This window comes from Sphingobacterium bambusae (assembly GCF_033955345.1).
Classification (GTDB): domain Bacteria; phylum Bacteroidota; class Bacteroidia; order Sphingobacteriales; family Sphingobacteriaceae; genus Sphingobacterium; species Sphingobacterium bambusae.
Window position 1 is genome coordinate 3,733,858 of the sequence record NZ_CP138332.1, and the last position, 18,414, is coordinate 3,752,271.

General features: G+C 45.1%; 18 protein-coding genes. 7 read left to right on the forward strand and 11 right to left on the reverse strand.

Annotated features, from left to right (window positions below; genetic code table 11):
• Positions 1-93: 93 nt before the first annotated feature.
• On the forward strand, positions 94-879 hold the full coding sequence (locus SCB77_RS15505; protein ID WP_320182905.1) for an MBL fold metallo-hydrolase: 786 nt from the start codon (positions 94-96) through the stop codon (positions 877-879).
• 62 nt (positions 880-941) lie between these two features.
• Here SCB77_RS15505 and SCB77_RS15510 read toward each other — a convergent pair whose 3' ends face one another.
• A complete protein-coding gene (locus tag SCB77_RS15510; RefSeq protein WP_320182906.1) occupies positions 942-1,511 on the reverse strand; it encodes a YceI family protein in 570 nt (189 codons plus the stop codon).
• Positions 1,512-1,748: 237 nt separating this feature from the next.
• On the opposite strand from SCB77_RS15510, the gene SCB77_RS15515 reads away from it, so the two are divergent.
• Both SCB77_RS15515 and SCB77_RS15520 read left to right on the forward strand, forming a co-directional pair.
• Positions 1,749-2,228, forward strand: a complete 480-nt coding sequence (locus SCB77_RS15515; protein WP_320182907.1) for a cation:proton antiporter regulatory subunit — start codon at positions 1,749-1,751, stop codon at positions 2,226-2,228.
• Between the two features lie 4 nt (positions 2,229-2,232).
• On the forward strand, positions 2,233-3,480 hold the full coding sequence (locus SCB77_RS15520) for a cation:proton antiporter (protein WP_320182908.1): 1,248 nt from the start codon (positions 2,233-2,235) through the stop codon (positions 3,478-3,480).
• Positions 3,481-3,565: 85 nt separating this feature from the next.
• Here the strand turns inward: SCB77_RS15520 and SCB77_RS15525 are convergent, their stop codons facing one another.
• Both SCB77_RS15525 and SCB77_RS15530 read right to left on the reverse strand, forming a co-directional pair.
• Positions 3,566-4,339, reverse strand: a complete 774-nt coding sequence (locus SCB77_RS15525) for an amidohydrolase (RefSeq protein WP_320186633.1) — start codon at positions 4,337-4,339, stop codon at positions 3,566-3,568.
• A 91-nt stretch (positions 4,340-4,430) separates the two neighbouring features.
• A complete protein-coding gene (locus SCB77_RS15530) occupies positions 4,431-5,408 on the reverse strand; it encodes a polyprenyl synthetase family protein (RefSeq protein WP_320182909.1) in 978 nt (325 codons plus the stop codon).
• Positions 5,409-5,477: 69 nt separating this feature from the next.
• On the opposite strand from SCB77_RS15530, the gene SCB77_RS15535 reads away from it, so the two are divergent.
• Positions 5,478-6,638, forward strand: coding sequence for a glycosyltransferase family 4 protein (locus SCB77_RS15535; protein WP_320182910.1), 1,161 nt, complete (start codon positions 5,478-5,480; stop codon positions 6,636-6,638).
• A 4-nt stretch (positions 6,639-6,642) separates the two neighbouring features.
• Positions 6,643-6,972, forward strand: a complete 330-nt coding sequence (locus SCB77_RS15540) for a metal-sulfur cluster assembly factor (RefSeq protein ID WP_320182911.1) — start codon at positions 6,643-6,645, stop codon at positions 6,970-6,972.
• 73 nt (positions 6,973-7,045) lie between these two features.
• On the opposite strand, the gene SCB77_RS15545 is transcribed toward SCB77_RS15540, so the two are convergent.
• Entirely contained in the window at positions 7,046-7,438 is a 393-nt protein-coding gene (locus tag SCB77_RS15545; RefSeq protein ID WP_320182912.1) for a hypothetical protein, read from the reverse strand.
• Positions 7,439-7,541: 103 nt separating this feature from the next.
• Between SCB77_RS15545 and SCB77_RS15550 the strand changes: the two genes are divergently transcribed.
• Entirely contained in the window at positions 7,542-7,982 is a 441-nt protein-coding gene (locus SCB77_RS15550; protein ID WP_320182913.1) for a MarR family winged helix-turn-helix transcriptional regulator, read from the forward strand.
• 45 nt (positions 7,983-8,027) lie between these two features.
• Here the strand turns inward: SCB77_RS15550 and SCB77_RS15555 are convergent, their stop codons facing one another.
• The 5 genes from SCB77_RS15555 to SCB77_RS15575 all read right to left on the reverse strand — a co-directional run bounded on the left by SCB77_RS15555 (position 8,028) and on the right by SCB77_RS15575 (position 15,002).
• A complete protein-coding gene (locus SCB77_RS15555) occupies positions 8,028-9,578 on the reverse strand; it encodes an FMN-binding glutamate synthase family protein (RefSeq protein WP_320182914.1) in 1,551 nt (516 codons plus the stop codon).
• Positions 9,579-9,790: 212 nt separating this feature from the next.
• Positions 9,791-10,558: a Rossmann-like and DUF2520 domain-containing protein gene (locus tag SCB77_RS15560; protein ID WP_320182915.1), complete on the reverse strand. Its 768-nt coding sequence runs from the start codon at positions 10,556-10,558 to the stop codon at positions 9,791-9,793.
• Between the two features lie 56 nt (positions 10,559-10,614).
• Complete coding sequence (gene ccsA, locus SCB77_RS15565; protein ID WP_320182916.1) at positions 10,615-13,077, reverse strand: cytochrome c biogenesis protein CcsA; 2,463 nt, start codon at positions 13,075-13,077, stop codon at positions 10,615-10,617.
• A gap of 87 nt (positions 13,078-13,164) precedes the next feature.
• Entirely contained in the window at positions 13,165-13,566 is a 402-nt protein-coding gene (locus SCB77_RS15570; protein ID WP_320182917.1) for a cytochrome c maturation protein CcmE domain-containing protein, read from the reverse strand.
• 209 nt (positions 13,567-13,775) lie between these two features.
• Positions 13,776-15,002 (reverse strand): dicarboxylate/amino acid:cation symporter, encoded by a 1,227-nt coding sequence (locus SCB77_RS15575; RefSeq protein WP_320182918.1) that lies wholly within the window; start codon positions 15,000-15,002, stop codon positions 13,776-13,778.
• A 56-nt stretch (positions 15,003-15,058) separates the two neighbouring features.
• Here SCB77_RS15575 and mnmD point away from each other — a divergent pair, with 56 nt between their 5' ends.
• Positions 15,059-15,724 (forward strand): tRNA (5-methylaminomethyl-2-thiouridine)(34)-methyltransferase MnmD, encoded by a 666-nt coding sequence (gene mnmD, locus SCB77_RS15580; protein ID WP_320182919.1) that lies wholly within the window; start codon positions 15,059-15,061, stop codon positions 15,722-15,724.
• Between the two features lie 105 nt (positions 15,725-15,829).
• On the opposite strand, the gene SCB77_RS15585 is transcribed toward mnmD, so the two are convergent.
• Positions 15,830-16,333 (reverse strand): FKBP-type peptidyl-prolyl cis-trans isomerase, encoded by a 504-nt coding sequence (locus tag SCB77_RS15585; protein WP_320182920.1) that lies wholly within the window; start codon positions 16,331-16,333, stop codon positions 15,830-15,832.
• A 5-nt stretch (positions 16,334-16,338) separates the two neighbouring features.
• Positions 16,339-18,369, reverse strand: a complete 2,031-nt coding sequence (locus SCB77_RS15590) for a thioredoxin domain-containing protein (RefSeq protein WP_320182921.1) — start codon at positions 18,367-18,369, stop codon at positions 16,339-16,341.
• Between the last annotated feature and the right edge of the window lie 45 nt (positions 18,370-18,414).

Here is an 18,414-nt window from a genome sequence, read left to right on the forward strand (position 1 = left end):
GTAAATATACGTTTTGTAAATTGGTTTACCTAATAGATGCCCCGTGGGCAGGGGGAAGGCCTTGTGGCTTACCGCATTACAAAAAAATAAAAAATGATTCAAGCATACTCTCTGTACGAAGGCTCTTTTTCTGTCGACGCTTCAAAAGAATTTGTTCCCTTTGACTCCCGAAAAGATGATCCATTAAGCCGTAAAGGCTCCATTTTTGTTCATGTTCATCCCTTTCTAATCGTTGCTGATGATGGACTTATCCTTTGTGATACAGGTCTGGGCTTCACGGACGAGCAAGGTGAGCTGTTGCTTCATCAGCACATTCGACAGTTGGGCTATGAGCCGGAGGATGTAAAATATGTGTTGATGTCTCATCTGCATAAGGATCATACCGGAGGGATGGTTGATTTCAAAGGTGGTAAGGCGCGTATCGCCTTTCCCAATGCGGAATATTATGTGCAGCGTGGTGAATGGGAGTATGCTTTTAGTGGCGAAAACCCTTCCTACAAAACTGAGATTTTCGATGTGATTCAACGCAGCGGTAATTTGGTTCTGTTGGATGGTGAAGGGCAGATCAATCACCAGATTGCATACGAAGTTAATGGTGCACATACACCTTTTCATCAAGCGTTCCATATGCATGTTGGCGGCGAGCATTATTTCTTTGGCGGTGATGTATTGCCTGAGCCCGAGGAGATCTTTAAGAATTTTATCGCCAAGTATGATTACGATGGACGTGCTGCGCGCGACTTGAGGAAACAATACTGGGAGGAAGGAAGAGCTGACAATTGGACTTATCTTTTTTATCATTCTAAAAGTATTGCTATCGGCAAAGGAGAACAACGTGAGGATGGATCCTTCAGGATTGTCGATGTTTCCGTCAAGTAGTTTATCATAAAAACAAAAAAGCGATTCTGTCCAGAATCGCTTTTTTTGTGGGTATAGTGTCGTTACTTCACAGCTTTGATCTTCACATCTAACGTGAATTCATCTTCGATGGCACGATTGCCTAAGTCGGAGAAAAAGCTTGCCGAGCGATACTTGATGTCAAAGTCAAGGCGGTTGATCTTTATGCCTATGGCTTCAGCCTCTAAGCCGTTAGCCGTTGCGTTTGTCACCTTCACGGGAAAGGAGATCGCTTTTGTTTTGTCTTTGATGGTCAGGTTGCCCGTGATTACCGGATTAGCCTTGCTGTTGTCCACCTTGGTAATGACAAGCTTTGCTGTTCCGTATTGAGGTACGTTGAAAAAATCTTCGTTTTTCAAATGGTCTGTTAGTTTTGGAGCGTCGGGGCACAGCATGGAATTCATGTCGATAACGAATTCTCCGCCAGTAATCTTGTTTTTTTCGGTCTGTAACGTTCCATTTTTGATGTTGATGGTGCCTTCATGTCCACCGACAACTTTTTTTGCTACCCATTTTATGCTGGATGCTTTGCTATCGATTTTAAGTGTTGTCTTTTGCGCGAATACGGATGTTATGGCGAAAATTAGAGCCAAAAATAGAATTGGTTTTTTCATTATGCTAAATTTTATAACCAAACTTAGGGAAAATTTATATGCAATTATAACGCTACGATGATAAAAAAATAAATATAGCTATGTAGTTTTATAGTGCTATGTTTTCGTTACATGCGGCGCTCTAAACTGGTTGTTGCGCAGCTGTAGCGGCTTTCCATGTTTCTGTAATATTTTTAGTAATTTTGTGCCTAATATTTGTGGGATTATAATCTACAAAATCAACTAAATTTTTTTGCTATGTCTATAGTTAGAGAAAGTGACTTGATTGGTATCGGGAAAAAGTACCAAATCGAGACGGAAGCAGGCGATAACATGGTCGTTGTGATTCATGATGACGGAAGACGCGAGCTTTATCGTTCGGAAGATGATGACAGTGAAACGCATTGTGTGATGACCCTGTCAGACGAAGAATCTCGTCAGGTTGCCGGAATAATTGGCGGACTATCCTACAAACCCAAAGCTTTGGAAACCATGGAGGTCGCTTTAGACGATCTGCGTATAGAATGGTATAAAGTAGGGGCTTCCAGTGATGGTGTGCACAAGACTATCGGTGAGTTGGGCGTTCGTCAGCGTACTGGCGCTTCTATTATTGCCGCTATACGAGAAGAAGAAACGATCATCAACCCAGGTCCAGAATATGTGATTACGCCGGACACAACCTTAGTTGTCGCCGGGAAAAAAGCAAATATTAAACTGTTAAAGGAAATTCTAATTTAATTATATGTTGTCACCTACCTTAGTATTGGAAGTCGGTATTGCTGTGTTTTTGGTTGCCGTGGTTGGCCTATTGGCCAATCGGTTACGCTTTTCGGTGATTCCGTTTTTCATTATTATCGGTATGGTGGTGGGGCAGCATGCTCCACAGTTTTGGCATATCGACCTCACTTTCACCGAAAGCAAGCCCTTCATTGATTTTATGGGTCGTTTGGGTGTCCTTTTCCTCTTGTTCTACTTGGGCTTGGAATTCTCCGTTGGTCGTCTGATGAAGTCTGGCAAGGCGATCGTGACAGGTGGGTCAATCTATGTAGCGCTCAATTTCGTGTCCGGACTGTTGATCGGTTGGTTGATGGATCTGCCCTTTAAGGAAATTATGGTGCTTTGTGGGGTGATGACTAGCTCTTCGACGGCTATTGTAGCCAAGGTTTTGACAGACTTGAAACGGACCGCGAATCCAGAGACGGAGATCATCATGGGGATGATCATGTTTGATGATTTATTTATCGCCATGCATATTTCCTTTCTGTCGGGGTTGATCTTGACTGGAGGAACGTCCTTTTGGTCGGTGTTGGGAACCTCGCTGATGGCCTTGGGTTTTATCCTCGCCTTTCTTGTGCTGGGTAGAAAACTTGTGCCCGCAATAGACAAGCTACTGCAGGATAAGTCTTCCGAGTTATTTATATTGATTGTGTTCAGTCTTTTGTTCATCATTGCGGGCTTTTCCGAGACGATTCACGTGGCGGAGGCTATTGGCGCATTGATGGCTGGACTGGTCTTTGCCGACTCCAAGTACATCAAGAAGATCGAAGGTATGATTGCGCCTTATAGAGATTTCTTTGGCGCGATGTTCTTTTTTAGCTTCGGGTTGTCTATTGATATGTACACTTTAGGCGGTGCCGTGGGGTGGGCTGCTTTGGCGGCTGTCATCACCATCTTCGGAAACTTAGCCTCTGGCTACTTCGCCGCGAAATTTTCGGGCAGGAAACCTAAGGCCTCTTTTGATATTGGCTTTACCTTGTCAGCGCGCGGAGAATTCTCGATTATCATGGCTAATATAGGCAAAGCAGGTGCTTTGATGCCTATTATACAGTCTTTTGTGGTGGTGTATGTATTGATCTTGTCTATTGTCTCCCCCTTGTTAACAAAGGAATCGAGAAATCTGTGGCATCTGCTATTCGGAAAAGACCAAGCACCTGTTAAGGTCAAAAAGACACTCGAACAATTGGAAGAATCTGTCAAAAGATCTTCTTAGAAATTTAATCGATACCTAGGTTTGAAAATTTTATAATGGTGAAGCACCGTATTGCTAATGCAACCGTTGTGGCTCACCATCAGTATTACATCGAAAATTGATCCGCATCTTTTAGAAAAGGCAATTGCTCGCGCGATTTTATCAGATCGGCAGGATTCAGTGTAAATGTATATAGATCCTCATCTTCTGGTTTGTAATACACCACATCACCCATGGGGGAGATACACATGGATCCGCCAGAGTAATAGATTTCGTTGCCATCATATCCTACACGGTTCACGCCAATCACATAAGCTTGGTTTTCTATGGCTCGCGCAGGGATTAGCGATCGCCAATGGGACGAGCGTTTATCTGGCCAGCTAGCCGTATACACTAAAAGATCGTAGGCTGCTCCCAAATTGCGGGACCAAACGGGGAAGCGTAGATCGTAACAAATCATTGGACATACCTTCCAGCCTTTGAGGTTCAGCACAATGCGTGATGTTCCCGCCGTAAAAACTTTATCCTCATTGGCCATGCCAAAGAGATGCCGCTTGTCATAATGCACAAAGCTACCGTCGGGCGACATCCAGATGAAGCGATTGTAATAATGGCCTTGTTCTTCAATGATGAGCGTCCCTGCAATAACGCAGTCGTAAGACTTTGCGTGTTCATATAACCAGTGCATGGTGCGCCCATTCATGGTTTCGGCACACTTTTCGACATTCATGGTGAAGCCCGTGTTAAACATTTCCGGTAAGATAATTAAATCCGTCTTCTCCTTCAACCCCGACAAACGTAGTGATAAATTCTGCAGATTCTTCTCTACGTTTTCCCAAAATAAATATGCTTGAAATGTTGTAATCTTTATCGGTTCCATACCTGCCATGCGCAATCGCTCTAATATTTAAACTTGTTGTTTTGACAATTTACTAAAAAACTAGTATCTAAGCAATGATTAGTCCAAATTACTATTGCTTACGATTCATTAACGCATCTGCCAAAGCAAAAAGAGTTGTTTTCTTGGCCTCATCTACTCCAATAGCCCTTAATTGCTCGTAAGCCACGGCTGTAAATTTTTCTTTTAATGCTTCAGCAAAGTCTCGGATATCGTGTTTCGCATAAAGCGCTTTCATTTTTTCAACTTTATCGGGTTCCTGCTCCACATCGCTGCCCAATAGGTGCTCGAAAAGCTGTTTGTCGCTATCTTGCAGCCGTTCCCGTAGCTGGATGAACAAGATAGTCTTCTTGTTGGAAAGAATATCTCCACCAACCTGCTTGCCAAAAGTTTCGGGATCACCGTAAACGTCGAGCAGGTCATCTTGTAATTGGAAAGCAATACCCAAATTTACACCAAAAGCGTAGAGCTGCTGCTGTGCTGCGATGTCTGCACCGCCGATTATGGCCCCCATCTGTAATGCACAGCCGAGGAGGACGGAGGTCTTCAAGCGGATCATATCGATATATTCATCTTGGCTGACATCGGCACGCAATTCGAAGTCCATGTCATACTGTTGACCCTCGCATACCTCCAGCGCTGTTTGGTTAAACAGGCGTAGCAGCGGGACTATCTTATCGCTGGGGCATTTTGCTAGCTCTTCATAGGCTTTGACCAGTAGAGCATCGCCAGATAGGATGGCTACACTCTCGTTCCATTTCTGGTGTACAGTTTCCTTACCGCGGCGTAGCGGAGCTTTGTCCATGATATCGTCATGAATAAGCGAAAAGTTGTGAAAAAACTCGATGGCCGTGGAAGCCGGTAGGGATGCTTCCAACACAGCTTCGTCAAACAAGGCGGCGCCCAAGGTCACCAACAGCGGTCTGATACGTTTGCCCGATAGGGAAAGGATATATCGGATGGGGTCGTACAGGTTGGCTGGAGCCGTGGGAAATTCGGATTGCTCGATATAGTCTTGGAAAACTTTTGCGTGTACTAGATTTTGGAACATAGCTAAAAAATGTTAGGCGAAGATACGTATTCTCGCTTAAATAGTATCTTTGTAGAAAGCCTTAGCTTCATGCGTATTTTTGTAATTCACAATTTTTATCAACATGCCGGTGGCGAAGATCAGGTTTTCGAACAGGAGGTACGTGAGCTGTCGAAAGAGCATGACGTACGGGTGTATACGAGTAGAAATGTGAAAGGTGTTAAAGGATTGCTGCAGTACTTGAGCTACCCTACCAATTTGGGGGAAGCGCAGCGCATCTTGCAACAGGTGCGGGCTTTCTCTCCCGATATTGTACATATCCATAACTTGCATTATGGCATTGGTCCTTGGGTGGTTAGGCGACTGCGCCGCGCGGGCATTCCGGTGCTGATGACCTTGCATAACTTCCGGCTGCTGTGCCCTTCGGCAAGCCTTTTTGTTGGTGGAAAGATTTTCACGGCAAGTCTGCACGAAGATTTTCCTTGGACGGCCGTTAGGCAAGGTGTTTTGGATCGTTCCGTGCTGAAAACCTTGCTTACCGGATTCACATATTGGCTACACCGAAAGCTAGGTACCTGGAATAGCGTGAACCGTTTCATGGTGCTGTCGGATTTTGCGAAGCATCTTTTTCAAAGCAGTAGCTTTCCGGTAGCTGGGGATCGTTTTGTTGTACGCCCAAATAGCATCGATTTGCAGCCTGCGGAACTAAGAAAAGTGGGGCGACTATTGTATATCGGAAGGCTAGCAGAAGAGAAAGGCATCCTTCCTCTGCTTGACGGCCTTGTAGATATGGATGTTCCCTTGGATATTTATGGCACGGGGCCGCAGTTGGAGCAAGTGCAGCAGCGGATTGCCAAGCAGCCGCAAATTCGGTATATGGGTTATCAATCCCGCGAGGTGTTGACAAAAGCTATTGCGGAGGCAGATGCCTTGGTTGTTCCTTCGGTTTGTTATGAAGGTATGCCCATGACGATTATAGAAGCTTTTGCACAAGGTACGCCTGTCTTGGCGAGTGCTGTTGGTATTTTAGAAGAAATGGTGGTACCTTTGTATACGGGTATGCATTTCAATCCGTTTGAAAAGCAAAGTATACAAAATAGTATCAGCCAATGGATGGCACTTGATGAAGCCGAGAAGAAGCGCATGGGAGAGCACTGTAAGCATGAATACGAGGAACATTATACCCTGAAAAAAAATATGGAGCTTTTGCTATCGATTTACGAAGAGGCAATAGCAGATAATAGGAAATAGACGTATGAGTATAATCATTATGGATGCATTGAATCTTGCAGACAAGATTCAGGAACAGCTAGAGACAGTGTATGACCCGGAACTTCGGCCGGCAAACATTGTAGATTTAGGTCTCGTGTACGAGATTATTACCAAGCAGGGGGGCACAGCTAAAATCGTGATGACCTTGACGGCGCCGGGATGCCCTGTTGCTGGCGAAATCATGAACGAGGTGCAGGAAAAAGTTGCGGCTATCGACGGTGTTAGTGAAGCCTTGGTGGAATTGACGTTTGACCCACCGTGGACGAAAGATATGATGACCGAAGAGGCTAAATTGGAGCTTGGTTTTCTTTAAAAAAACGCTTAAAAGCGTTTTGCTATCTTTTCCTTAGCTCTCTTTAACAAGAGGGCAAGGAGATTTGAAGAACTTAATCTTTATAAGGTCTTTCCAGTATAACCGATTGAATAACGGCCTGGCGCAAATCAAAATGTAGCGCCGGCTCGGGAAGAACCTCTACTTGAGGTGTTACCAATACTTTTCTGCGCTCCTGCGTTTCTTTTTTCTTATTTCTAAGCTTTTCCACTTCGGTAGGTACCGCTTCGCGGATCACTTGTTTTGGAAGAGGTGGTATAGGCTTCGATACGGTGGGTATCGGGTTCGACTTCCGCTGTGTGGCAACAGGCGCAGGGACAGGAACCGCTGGAGGGACTGGTCTGTTGGGTTGTCTTTTACGTGCTTTTTCCTGTTCCTTTTGGAATTCGGTGTATATCTTATAGACCACACCAGCAATAATCAGCAATACAGGTAAAAAGCTCTCCATGTTGGAAAAATATATAAAAAACACATAAATGTCAAATTTAATTTGCTTTATAGTTCGTTTTTTATTTTGTTTGTATAGACAACTAACCTAAATATTGTCCAATATGGCTGGAAATTTTGAACACGCAGATGAATTTTTTTCATTTTTGACCGGTAAAGCCACCGCCGCACTAGCGAGAAGGCTACAACGCAATTTAAAAGAAGAGGGGATCAACGTCACATCGGAGCAGTGGTCGCTGCTGTATTACCTGTGGATCGAAGAGGGACGAACGCAACAGGAGCTCGCTTGCCTGACATTTCGGGATAAGCCTAGCGTTTCGCGTTTGATCAATAACTTAGAGAAGATCAAATTGGTGATGCGCGTCAACGACAAGCAGGATAAGCGCTCCAATCTTATTTTTTTAACGAAACAGGGGCGACAATTGCGGGAAGCATGTATGCGTCAAGCAAAACGTACTATCGGCCAAGCATTTGATGGGTTGCCTTATGAGGAGATGCTCAGTGCAAAAAATACATTGGATGTATTGTATACAAACTTGAAGTAAACAGAGGAGACAAGCCTGTTGTTTTATACTTGTCTCCTGTAGGTGTTAAAATTCTTGTGCTTCGAAGGCGCTGTGACTGTTGACAAGCTTTCCGGTATCCCTGAAATAGATATCTTGAAAGCTGAGTGTGTTTATGGTATCCACTTTCCGGAAGAATTTATCAGCAGATACATCATCTAAGGTTTTAAAGCCGCAGGCTTCCATGATTTCTACGGTTGCACGTAAGGTGTTGCGGTGGAATTGTGCTACGCGCACGTATTTGTCTTGGACATCCAGTGCTTTGTAAAGCTGTGGGCGTTGTGTCGCTACACCGACGGGGCAAACATCTTCATTACATTTTAAGGCCTGTATACAACCGAGGGCAAACATCATACCGCGTGCACTGTAGCATGCGTCGGCACCCAATGCAATGACTTTGAGTAAATCGAAGCCGGTAATGATACGGCTGGACACAATCAGTTTGATGTGTTTTTTGACACCGAATTTGATAAGTGTAGTCGTTACGAAGGTTAAAGCGTCGTAAAGCGGCATACCCAAGTTATCGGTAAATTCTAGTGGCGCTGCACCGGTACCACCTTCAGATCCGTCGATGGCGATAAAGTCCGGAAAGATCTGCGTGCTTAGCATGGCGTTACAGATGTCGATAAACTCTTGCTTGTCGCCGATACACATCTTAAAACCAACAGGTTTGTAGCCCGACAGCTCACGCAATTGCTGGATGAAATGCATCATTTCCTCTGCAGAACGGAAAGCACTATGTGCTGGTGGTGACATCACGTCTGTGCCAGGCACCACGTGGCGTATTGCTGCTACTTCGGGTGTATTTTTTGCCGCTGGAAGAATACCTCCATGCCCCGGTTTTGCGCCTTGGGAAAGTTTGATCTCGATCATTTTGACATAGGGACGTGTAGCCTTCTCGGTAAAGAGTTCCGCATCGAACATCCCCATCTCATTGCGGCATCCGAAATAGCCTGTACCAATTTGCCATATCAAATCGCCACCGCTGATATGATAAGGGCTTATTCCTCCCTCGCCAGTGTTGTGCGCAAAATTCTGTAGGGCAGCACCTTTGTTCAGCGCACGAATAGCGGTTTTACTTAGGGCGCCGTAACTCATTGCGGAGATATTGAACACACTAAGGCTGTAGGGTTGCTTGCACAGGTGGTTGCCAACTGTGGTACGTAGGTCGTGGTTTTCTATGTGACACGGAAATACCGAATGCGCCACCCATTCGTTGCCGATGGCCTGTGGATCGGATTGCATACCGAAGGCAACAGTTTCGCGCTCGTTTTTCGCACGCTGATAAACAATGGATCGTTGCCGACGATTGAAAGGTCTGCCATCGGTGTCCGATTCCCAAAAATACTGACGCATCTCTGGACGTATGCTCTCAAAGAAAAATCGGAAATAACCGACTACAGGATAGTTGCGAAGAATTGCATGCTTCGTTTGTGTGCTGTTGATGACGGCTAAGATTAACAAAGGAAACGGAACCAAAAGGAGCCAAAACCAACTCGGGGTAAATATAATTCCAAAGGAGACAATGATCAGGTTGATGAGAACTATTGTTCCAAGAATTAGTTTTCTAAGTGCCATATATAAAAATGTTGTCTAATCTATCCGCTGTTATAATCCCATTGCATATACTACGCTACTTAAAGCTAGCAAAAGACGAGCCAGTAGCCATTCTCCATGCTGCATATACCGTTACCATAATCTTGCGGTCGATGCAAAATTAGGAACTAATTACATCATTAAGAAAAAAGAACGTTGTTCGGTGAAGATTTGTTTATTTGATAATATATTGGTTACTTATCCTTTTTACTGCTGATTTCTTCGGTTAGTTGTTGATATATTTTAACCCAATTTGGCATTTCGCTAATAAACTGTAAATGTTTTTCTATTGTCAATTTATCACCACGCTGTGCTGGTCCCGTTTGGACGCTCCGTGGTTCCTGCTGCAGGGCTTTTTGTACGGTCTCCAGCATAATAGGATGGATCAGATCGAAGGGTAGGCCCTGCGCTTGCAGGAGCTCAAAGCTGATTTGGAAGAGGCTGTTGGTGAAATTATTGGCAAAGACTGCTGCGACATGCAGCGCTAGGCGCTGCTGGCTATTGCAGGAGAAAGATTTCGGTGCAATCTTTTGCATCAGCTGCAGGAGTATATTTCCCGTTGCAAGGGGATATCCCTCAACGCCAAAGGGGATTGCTGAGACGGCGCTATCATTTTCTTTTCGAAGGCTTTGTGGTGGATAGATCACCCCATACTGTTGAAAATGAGCTAGGGATTCTATGGAGGTGGCGCCCGAACAATGCACGACAATGCCACGTAGACTTTGCGGAAGTGCAGCGGCTATCGAGCCGATTGCTTGATCGCTTACCGCAAGCAGATACAGATCAGCATCTGTTTGTATCATCTCTAGGCTGTTGACTGCGGTGGCGTCTAATAGCAAGGCCAATGCTTGCGCATTGGCCAAATTTCTGCTGTATACCTGTTGGATGCGATGGCCAGCCTTTAGGAAAGCTTTTCCAAGATGCGTAGCGACATTGCCGCTGCCTAAAATCGTGATCTTCATCGAACTCCAAAAATTTAAGTACCAGAATTTACATGCTAACTACTCCCTGCTATATGCTAGCTGAATTTACCATCTTTCAAGCGACGGTAGATGGACATTCCAAAGCCGATCGTCATGATGATGGTTCCGGCCCAGAAGAAATTGATAAATGGAAACTTGATGGCCTTAAACACCACCCATTTTTTCTCCGGAAGGGGTTTCTGATACAGCATGATTTCCAATTTATCTTCTTTCGGAAGGATATTGGTGAAACGGAAACGTAAGCCTTGTTCGGCAACGTCTTTGTTGAAATCGTAGCTGTTACCATCCTTAATTACAAATACGGGCTCTACGGGATAGGTTTTGTTATCTGCGGTCACAACCTTGATCTTCAGTCCTACAATAATGTCGTCTGGTCCTTTCGGAATATTGTTGAGTTTGGCATCCCTATTAACGCCTTCGATAACGTAATAGCCACTACGGTAGCGTAGCGTATCGCCAATATTGACTTGGTAGGTTGCAGGTTCATCATAATCTTCATAACCTGTTTTCTCTTCTTCTGGCACGCCAGCGGCTTTTGCTTGAGAGTCTGATGCCGCCGCTGTAATCAGCGTATAGATGTCATGTGTTATGCTATGGTGAGTGCCCGGTGTCCCGATTAAACCACCCATATCCGGATTGTTTTGTGCGAAAGGACGTAAGATAAACGACTCTTTTACTTTGCCGCTTTCTTCATCCAGTTGCTCATATTTTATCTTGTAATATACATTGGGAGGAGCAACGCTGTCGCCAATATAGGTGACGCGGTAATCCCCCATTTGTACGGGCTCGTCTTGTGTCAAGAAAAGGTTTTCTCCCGGATCGGAGAACTTATCGCCTTCTTTTCCGAAGTTCTGAACGGCAATATATTTGCTTTCGTTGACCGACATGACTTCATTCGTCGCCGCAGCGATCAACGCGCCCAATAGTAATAGGGCAAAGCCAATGTGTGCTACTGCAGATCCCGCCAATCGCCATTTACCCTTGAATGCATCCCCAAGTACACGCAGGTTGGCCAACAAACAGAATACACAGGTAAGCGTTAAGAGGATATACATCACGTTGCTGTATACTTTTGCAAAGTATACGATCAAGCCTGCGATAATCAAAGCCATCACGAACGATGCCAAGGTCGCTGCCCAAAATTTACGGCTATCCGTCTTCTTGTATTTGAGGAATTGGGTAAAGGCCGTCAGCAACATCACGACAACGGCAAAGGCACCTTGATATTTATTGTAGTGTGGTATAGGATCTATAGGCGGCGCTACTTTCGTCCCGAATATCGCATTGAATACGGGGATGGACGTTGTCGCAATCATTTGCACACACGCTACAGTCAGCACTAATCCGCCGATAAACAGCCAAAATTCCCTGGAATAAATGTCTTCTTCTTTTTGGGTTGAGGGCATTTCTTTATTGCGCAGTACTAAAAACAGGATGGTCACGAGCAGAAAGGTCACATTGAAAGTGATGAGCTGTCCCTGCATTCCCAAACTCGTGAAAGAGTGTACAGAGGTTTCGCCCAAGACGCCGCTTCGTGTTAAGTAGGAAGCGTAGATCACTAGCACAAAGCTGATCAAGGCGAGGAAGGTCGCCGTAAAAAATCCGTGTCCGGAGTTTTTGTAAGCTACCATAACGTGCACCGCAGCGATCAGTGTCAACCAAGGGATAATGGAAACATTTTCCACGGGATCCCAAGCCCAAAAGCCACCGAAGTTAAGGGCTTCATAGGCCCAGAACGAGCCCATAATAATACCGGCTCCGAGCACCATCACGGCAAAAAGCGCCCAAGGTAAGCCCGGCGTGATCCATTCTTTGAATCGTTTTGTCCATAAACCTGCCGCAGCGTAAGCGAAGGGGACAATCATGGATGCAAAGCCCAAAAATAGGGTGGGTGGGTGAATTACCATCCAATAGTTCTGTAGGGTAGCATTCAATCCACTTCCATCGGCAATCATCGATAGGTAGTTGGGATCTTTAAAGATCGGTGCAGCTAGCGCATCCCGTAAAAGAATAAAAGGCGAACTACCAATTCTTGATCCGAAAACCTCGATGCCGATCAGCATGGAAGCCAGAAAGGATTGGCTTAGCATCACGAAAGTCATCACAGGCGACTCCCAGCTTTTGGCTTTAAATAGCAATACCGAGCCTAGAACCACCTGCCAAAACATCCAAAGCCAAAAACTACCTTCTTGTCCTTCCCAAAAGGAGGAAATGATAAAATGTGTGGGCAAGGACCGCGAAGAGTGAGCCCAAGCGTAATGATATTCGAAAAAGTGGTTGTAAATAATGTAAAAGAGCAGGGAACCAATCGAAACCACCGATAGGAGATTGGTCCAAAAACCGATACGTCCCATGGTGCGCCAAGCGCTGTTCTCAGGCTCTTGTGTAGCGAAAAAGTAACTGATACAAGATAGAATAGCAGAACCAAAGGCCAGAATCACAAAGAATTGCCCTATTTGTCCCGGTAGAAGATGCTCGCCAACGTAATTAACGTCCATTATTTAAATTAAAAAGTAAAAATTAAAAAGTAAAAATGCGATAGTGCCATTGTTGCTACGTGCACAAATGGATGCTCCATCGCTGTGCTACAAAGAGGCTGTGGTCTCGATCACCTCGACTTGATCTTTGTTATATTTTGAAGGACATTTCATCAAGATCTTACTCGCATGGAAAATGTTCCCGTCCATCCTTCCGGTCAATACGATCTGCTCCGAGCGTTCGATATCTTGCGGCTTGGAACCGTTAAATACGACCTGACATTCTGTGCTATCGTTGTCGTACATAAAAAACGAAAAATGATTAGCATCCTTCACCGGATCATAATGTAAGGCCTTCTCTTTATTCAATACCCCTACCACATAAAGCTCGGTTTGCTTCTCTTTTGCTTCTGTAAAAGTGGAATACGTACTCGAGTCTGTATAGATCACCAATATCATGGAAATCGCTACGGCAATAATAACAATTAAGATAATTGAGCTTTTCTTCATAGTGCACTATCTCTAAATAAAATACAAAATTACGAAATGCTTTCACAAGGAAGGAATTTGCCAAATTTTGCTTATTATTTAGAATTGTTCTATAGAGTGCGGCACTCTTGTTTTAAGTCGTTGTTTACGAGGTTTTTGTTTCTTTTGCTGTGGCGAACTTCTCGTATAGTTCAGGTTGTGGATATCAAAATTACACAAGGCTAACAATATCAGCTTATTTCTTGAGGTTGGAAAGGCTCTTTGGAGAGCCGTGTAACGAGCATGGCCGCGACGGTATCGCCTGTTGCATTCAGGATTGTTGCCAGTGGATCTACTAAGGTACCGATGATCATTACCGCCGGAATGGCTTCCGTTGGCAATCCATAGACGGAAATCATAAGCATCTCGCCCATGTAACCACCGTTGGGGATGCCTCCGGCCACAATGGTAACCAGCACCGTGATGCCTATTGCGGTGATGATTGTGCCCCATTCAAAGAAGTTCCATCCCAGCATGGCAAAAGCGACATAAATCTTGAGTATCGACGAGATAGCCGAGCCATTTTTATAGAGCGTATTTCCCAAGGGAATCACCACATTGGCAATGGCTGCTGGAATACCGATCTTCTTGGCGGCACTTAAGTTGGCGGGCATTGTGGCTAGGCTGCTGCAGGTACTCAATGCGGTTAGGGAAGGCACGATGTTGTTTTTCCAAAAGATTGCAGGGCCTTTTTTTCCGTAGGCCAAAAAAGCATAAAGACTAAAGAACAGCAGAAAGAACAGCGTGCCGAAGCTGTAGTAAAGGGCCATGGGCTTAGCATAGAAGCCGAAAAGTTGTGGACCAATGGTCTTTACCTGGAAGGCGAAGTAGGCGCCCAAGCCTACTGGGGCAGCCTTCATCAGCAGCAACAGCAGCTGCTTCATTACTTCATTCCCCGCTTGCAGGAAATTTACGAATGCGTTAGCGGCAGTGCCGGCGCGTCGAGCAGAAATACCAACAAGGAAAGCGAATATCACAAAGGCCAACATGCTTTGTCGCGATAGCAGATCGTTGAACTCGGATACGGTTAGAAAACTTACGATACGGTCGCCCCAACTGCTGTTGTCGGCCATGGGATTTTCCACCCCGCCTGCTGGTGCGATGCCTGCATTAACCGGAAATAAGTACAGTGCGACAATGGTTGCGATCGACGCTAAAACGATCGTCACCAAAAAAACGACACTCATTAATCCGATGATCTTACCTAGTTTTTGTTCGCCCTGTATATTGGCTACCGACGAGGAGATTGCGAAAAACAACAGCGGAATAATGGATACGAATAGTAGGTTCAGGAAAATGTCACCTAGTGGTTTGATGTAGTCGACCACGTTTGGAATCCATAACCCGACAATGCTCCCTAAGCTAATACCTAAAAGAAGGAGGAGTATACTTCCGTAATTTTCTAGAATCTTACCCATGCTCAGGCTAAAATACTTGTTTTTTATTTAGTTTTGTGATAAAAAAATCTGCAAGTATGGAATTCGTTATTACGGGAGATGGGTCGTCTACGCTCTACCATCCAGAGGTAGGGGAGCATTACCATTCTAAGCATGGGGCGCTGCAGGAAAGTCGTCATGTGTTTTTGGAGACAGGACTGGCTTTTTTCTTGCAAAAGGAGGATATCAAGGAGGCTGCCGTGCTGGAAGTGGGTTTTGGTACAGGATTGAATTTCCTGCTGACGGCAGATTACGCCGCTAAAGCGGAGGTTGCTATCAACTACTGCGGTATTGAAGCTTTTCCTTTAGAAGAAGCGCTAATTTTCGCAACAGGCTACGATCAATTCGTGCATGCAGACCTGTGGCACACATTCACCGAACAGTATGGACCCGCTTTACAGCAGAAGGTGATGGTATCACCACAGGTACAGTTGCATATTGCCCATGAAAAGTTGTTGAATTTTACAAGTGACGATAAATTTGACGTTATTTATTTTGATGCCTTTGCGGCTATTCATCAGCCCGAAATGTGGACAGATGAAGCGCTGGCCAAGGTTTGTTCCTTTTTGAAAGTCGGTGGTGTATTCGTCACCTATGCAATTACTGGCAATTTGAAGCGTTCCATGAAAGCGCTTGGCTTTGCTGTGGAGAAAGCTCCCGGCGCACCTGGAAAACGGGAAATGTTGCGTGCAATAAAAATGTAATAGTCAACGAGGGATGGAGGGGCAAGGTGACTATCGCCATATTGGTAAAAAGACGAGGTGACAAAAAATATTTTTTGTCACCTCGTCACTTTAGGTACTTTATATCTATTCGTGTCCTGAGTGGCCATCAGCACCATGCGCATGTCCATGTGCCAATTCTTCTTCTGTTGCAGGACGTACTGCTAGAACTTCAATATCAAAATTTAACGTTTTACCAGCCATCGGGTGGTTTAAGTCGGCGATAACAGCTTCAGGAGTTACCTCGATAACCACAGCACGGAACTGATTGCCTTGGTTGTCTTGCAAAGGCAATACTTCACCTACTGGAGGAAGTCCGGTTTCGTTGAACATATCTGCAGGAAGTTGTGCTACTGCGCGATCGTCTTTCTCGCCATAAGCATCAATAGCTTCAAGCGTGAAAGATGTTTTGTCGCCTTCACCCAAGCCAGCGATATTTTCCTCAAACTTAGGCAACATCATACCTACGCCATATAGAAAAGTTAAAGGGTTTTCATTTGTCGTTTCTTCCACAAAAGTTTTTTCTCCGTTTTCTTCGATTGTGTGAAGTTTGTAATTCAACGTGACTACGTTGTTGTTTTCTATTGCCATTTTGCTTAATTTATTTGGGATGAATCCCAGTTATCATTTAATAACTGCAGCAGGTCTACCACAGATGTTTGCGGTAAGCTACAGGTCTTATTTCGACAAAGGTATGCTTTTGATTGCAAACCTTCTTTATCCTTTAACAAAGGTAGGCTACTTTTTGTTCCTCCCATGGTGATTTTATTAGGAATATAGCTTTTGTCCAGTGTTTTGCGCCAGGTAAGCGCTTCCTCGCCGGTGAGTGCAATCTCATTGTTGCCATACACATGCTCCAGCAGCTGTATGGCCCAATTTGAATAGGCGGAGCCGTATTGTTTGATGTGCGGAAATACATTTGCGAAAACCTGATCGGCGATGGCGAGGTAATCATCCTTATCCCACATCTCCGCAAGGCGATAGAGGTTGCGCACCATCGTGGAAGAAGAGGCAGGGATCACATTATCCATGATCTCGCTTTTGCGACTGATCAACTGTTCGCTGGCGGCTGTAGAGGTGTAATAAAAGGTAGCTTCGTCACGATCGTAAAAAAGGTTTATAGCCTGATCGCTGAGGCGAAGGGTGTCGTGTAGCCATTGCTCGTCGAAGGTTGCTTCGTAAAGGGCAATAAAAGCTTCGATGGTGAAAGCATAGTCGTCTAGAAAGGCCGTAATTTCACGGTTTTGATCAGCAGGCTGATGGAGCAAAATGTCTGCCGCAAAACAGTGGTTGCGAATAAAATTAGCCGTTTGTTGGGCAAGCAGCAGATAATCGTCTATTTGGAACACGCGATAGGCATCGACGAAGCCTTTCAAGAGCAAGGCATTCCAACTGGTCAATTGTTTATGGTCCAGTCCCGGTCTAATTCGTTTTTCACGATATTCGTACAGCTTCTGCTTAGTTTCTTGAAGATAAGCCTCCCATTCAACTTCGCTAAAGCCACTTTCCAAGGCGAGGCGGTCTGCATCCATGCTACAGTTTAAGACGTTGGTGCTTTCTTCTTCCCAATTGCCCGCTTCGCTGATGTTATAGTACGCAATAAACAATGCCGCGTCGTCGCCCAATACTTCTTCGAGTTCTGCCTGTTGGAAACTGTAGTATTTGCCCTCAACGCCTTCGCTATCGGCATCTAGGGCCGCGTAAAATCCGCCATTTGCTGCTTGCATTTCGCGTTTTGCCCATCTGATCGTTTCGGCCACCACGCGTTGATACTTTGCGTTGGGGCGTTGCTGATGAGCCTCGGCATAGAGCGATAGCAACTGCCCATTGTCATAAAGCATTTTTTCAAAATGAGGGATGTGCCATTTCCCGTCTACAGAATAGCGAGCAAAGCCACCACCGATATGGTCGTAGATACCACCGTTGGCAATTTTTTCCAAAGTGAAATGTACATGCTGTAGGATATCATCGTCTTTCGCCAGCACGCCATAGCGCAAGAAAAATGACCAATTGTTCGGTAAGGGAAATTTAGGAACACGATTGTATCCAGCATCCTCTCTGTCAAATTGTGCTTTCCATGGCGCAACGACCGCTTCTAGGTCATCTGTTGTGTAAGCTGCGGGAATACGGGCTATCGGAAGGCGTTCGGCTTTGTGAATGCCTTCGGTGAGGCGTGCCGCGTAGTCTATGGCTACCTCTGGCGTATCTTCCCACATTTGGGCGATTTGCAATAAAACCTGCTGCCAGTCGTGCGGCCGGAAGTAGGTGCCTCCGTAAATTGGTCGCCCATCAGGCAAGCAAATGCAGTTCAACGGCCATCCACCAGCATTGGTCATCAACTGCACGGCAATCATGTAGATCTGATCGATATCAGGTCGCTCTTCGCGATCGATCTTGATAGATACATAAAATCGATTCATCGTCTCGGCAATAGCCTCATTTTCGAAACTCTCCCGCTCCATAACATGGCACCAATGGCAGGCCGAATAACCGATACTTACGATGATCAGTTTGTTTTCGTCCTTGGCCTTTTGTAGTGCTTCCGATCCCCAGGGCATCCATTCTACTGGGTTTTCCGCATGTTGCTGTAGATAAGGGGAGTTTTCTTGTTGAAGTTTATTTGCCATAGCAACGAAGGTACGTAAATTTTAAAAACTAGGAATTACAGCTAT

Bases quoted from the DNA above. Each gene is read 5' to 3' on its own strand.
- SCB77_RS15505 (WP_320182905.1), top strand. From the start codon at position 94: ATGATTCAAGCATACTCTCTGTACGAAGGCTCTTTTTCTGTCGACGCT.
- SCB77_RS15510 (WP_320182906.1), bottom strand. From the start codon at position 1,511: ATGAAAAAACCAATTCTATTTTTGGCTCTAATTTTCGCCATAACATCC.
- SCB77_RS15515 (WP_320182907.1), top strand. From the start codon at position 1,749: ATGTCTATAGTTAGAGAAAGTGACTTGATTGGTATCGGGAAAAAGTAC.
- SCB77_RS15520 (WP_320182908.1), top strand. From the start codon at position 2,233: ATGTTGTCACCTACCTTAGTATTGGAAGTCGGTATTGCTGTGTTTTTG.
- SCB77_RS15525 (WP_320186633.1), bottom strand. From the start codon at position 4,339: ATGGAACCGATAAAGATTACAACATTTCAAGCATATTTATTTTGGGAA.
- SCB77_RS15530 (WP_320182909.1), bottom strand. From the start codon at position 5,408: ATGTTCCAAAATCTAGTACACGCAAAAGTTTTCCAAGACTATATCGAG.
- SCB77_RS15535 (WP_320182910.1), top strand. From the start codon at position 5,478: ATGCGTATTTTTGTAATTCACAATTTTTATCAACATGCCGGTGGCGAA.
- SCB77_RS15540 (WP_320182911.1), top strand. From the start codon at position 6,643: ATGAGTATAATCATTATGGATGCATTGAATCTTGCAGACAAGATTCAG.
- SCB77_RS15545 (WP_320182912.1), bottom strand. From the start codon at position 7,438: ATGGAGAGCTTTTTACCTGTATTGCTGATTATTGCTGGTGTGGTCTAT.
- SCB77_RS15550 (WP_320182913.1), top strand. From the start codon at position 7,542: ATGGCTGGAAATTTTGAACACGCAGATGAATTTTTTTCATTTTTGACC.
- SCB77_RS15555 (WP_320182914.1), bottom strand. From the start codon at position 9,578: ATGGCACTTAGAAAACTAATTCTTGGAACAATAGTTCTCATCAACCTG.
- SCB77_RS15560 (WP_320182915.1), bottom strand. From the start codon at position 10,558: ATGAAGATCACGATTTTAGGCAGCGGCAATGTCGCTACGCATCTTGGA.
- ccsA (WP_320182916.1), bottom strand. From the start codon at position 13,077: ATGGACGTTAATTACGTTGGCGAGCATCTTCTACCGGGACAAATAGGG.
- SCB77_RS15570 (WP_320182917.1), bottom strand. From the start codon at position 13,566: ATGAAGAAAAGCTCAATTATCTTAATTGTTATTATTGCCGTAGCGATT.
- SCB77_RS15575 (WP_320182918.1), bottom strand. From the start codon at position 15,002: ATGGGTAAGATTCTAGAAAATTACGGAAGTATACTCCTCCTTCTTTTA.
- mnmD (WP_320182919.1), top strand. From the start codon at position 15,059: ATGGAATTCGTTATTACGGGAGATGGGTCGTCTACGCTCTACCATCCA.
- SCB77_RS15585 (WP_320182920.1), bottom strand. From the start codon at position 16,333: ATGGCAATAGAAAACAACAACGTAGTCACGTTGAATTACAAACTTCAC.
- SCB77_RS15590 (WP_320182921.1), bottom strand. From the start codon at position 18,369: ATGGCAAATAAACTTCAACAAGAAAACTCCCCTTATCTACAGCAACAT.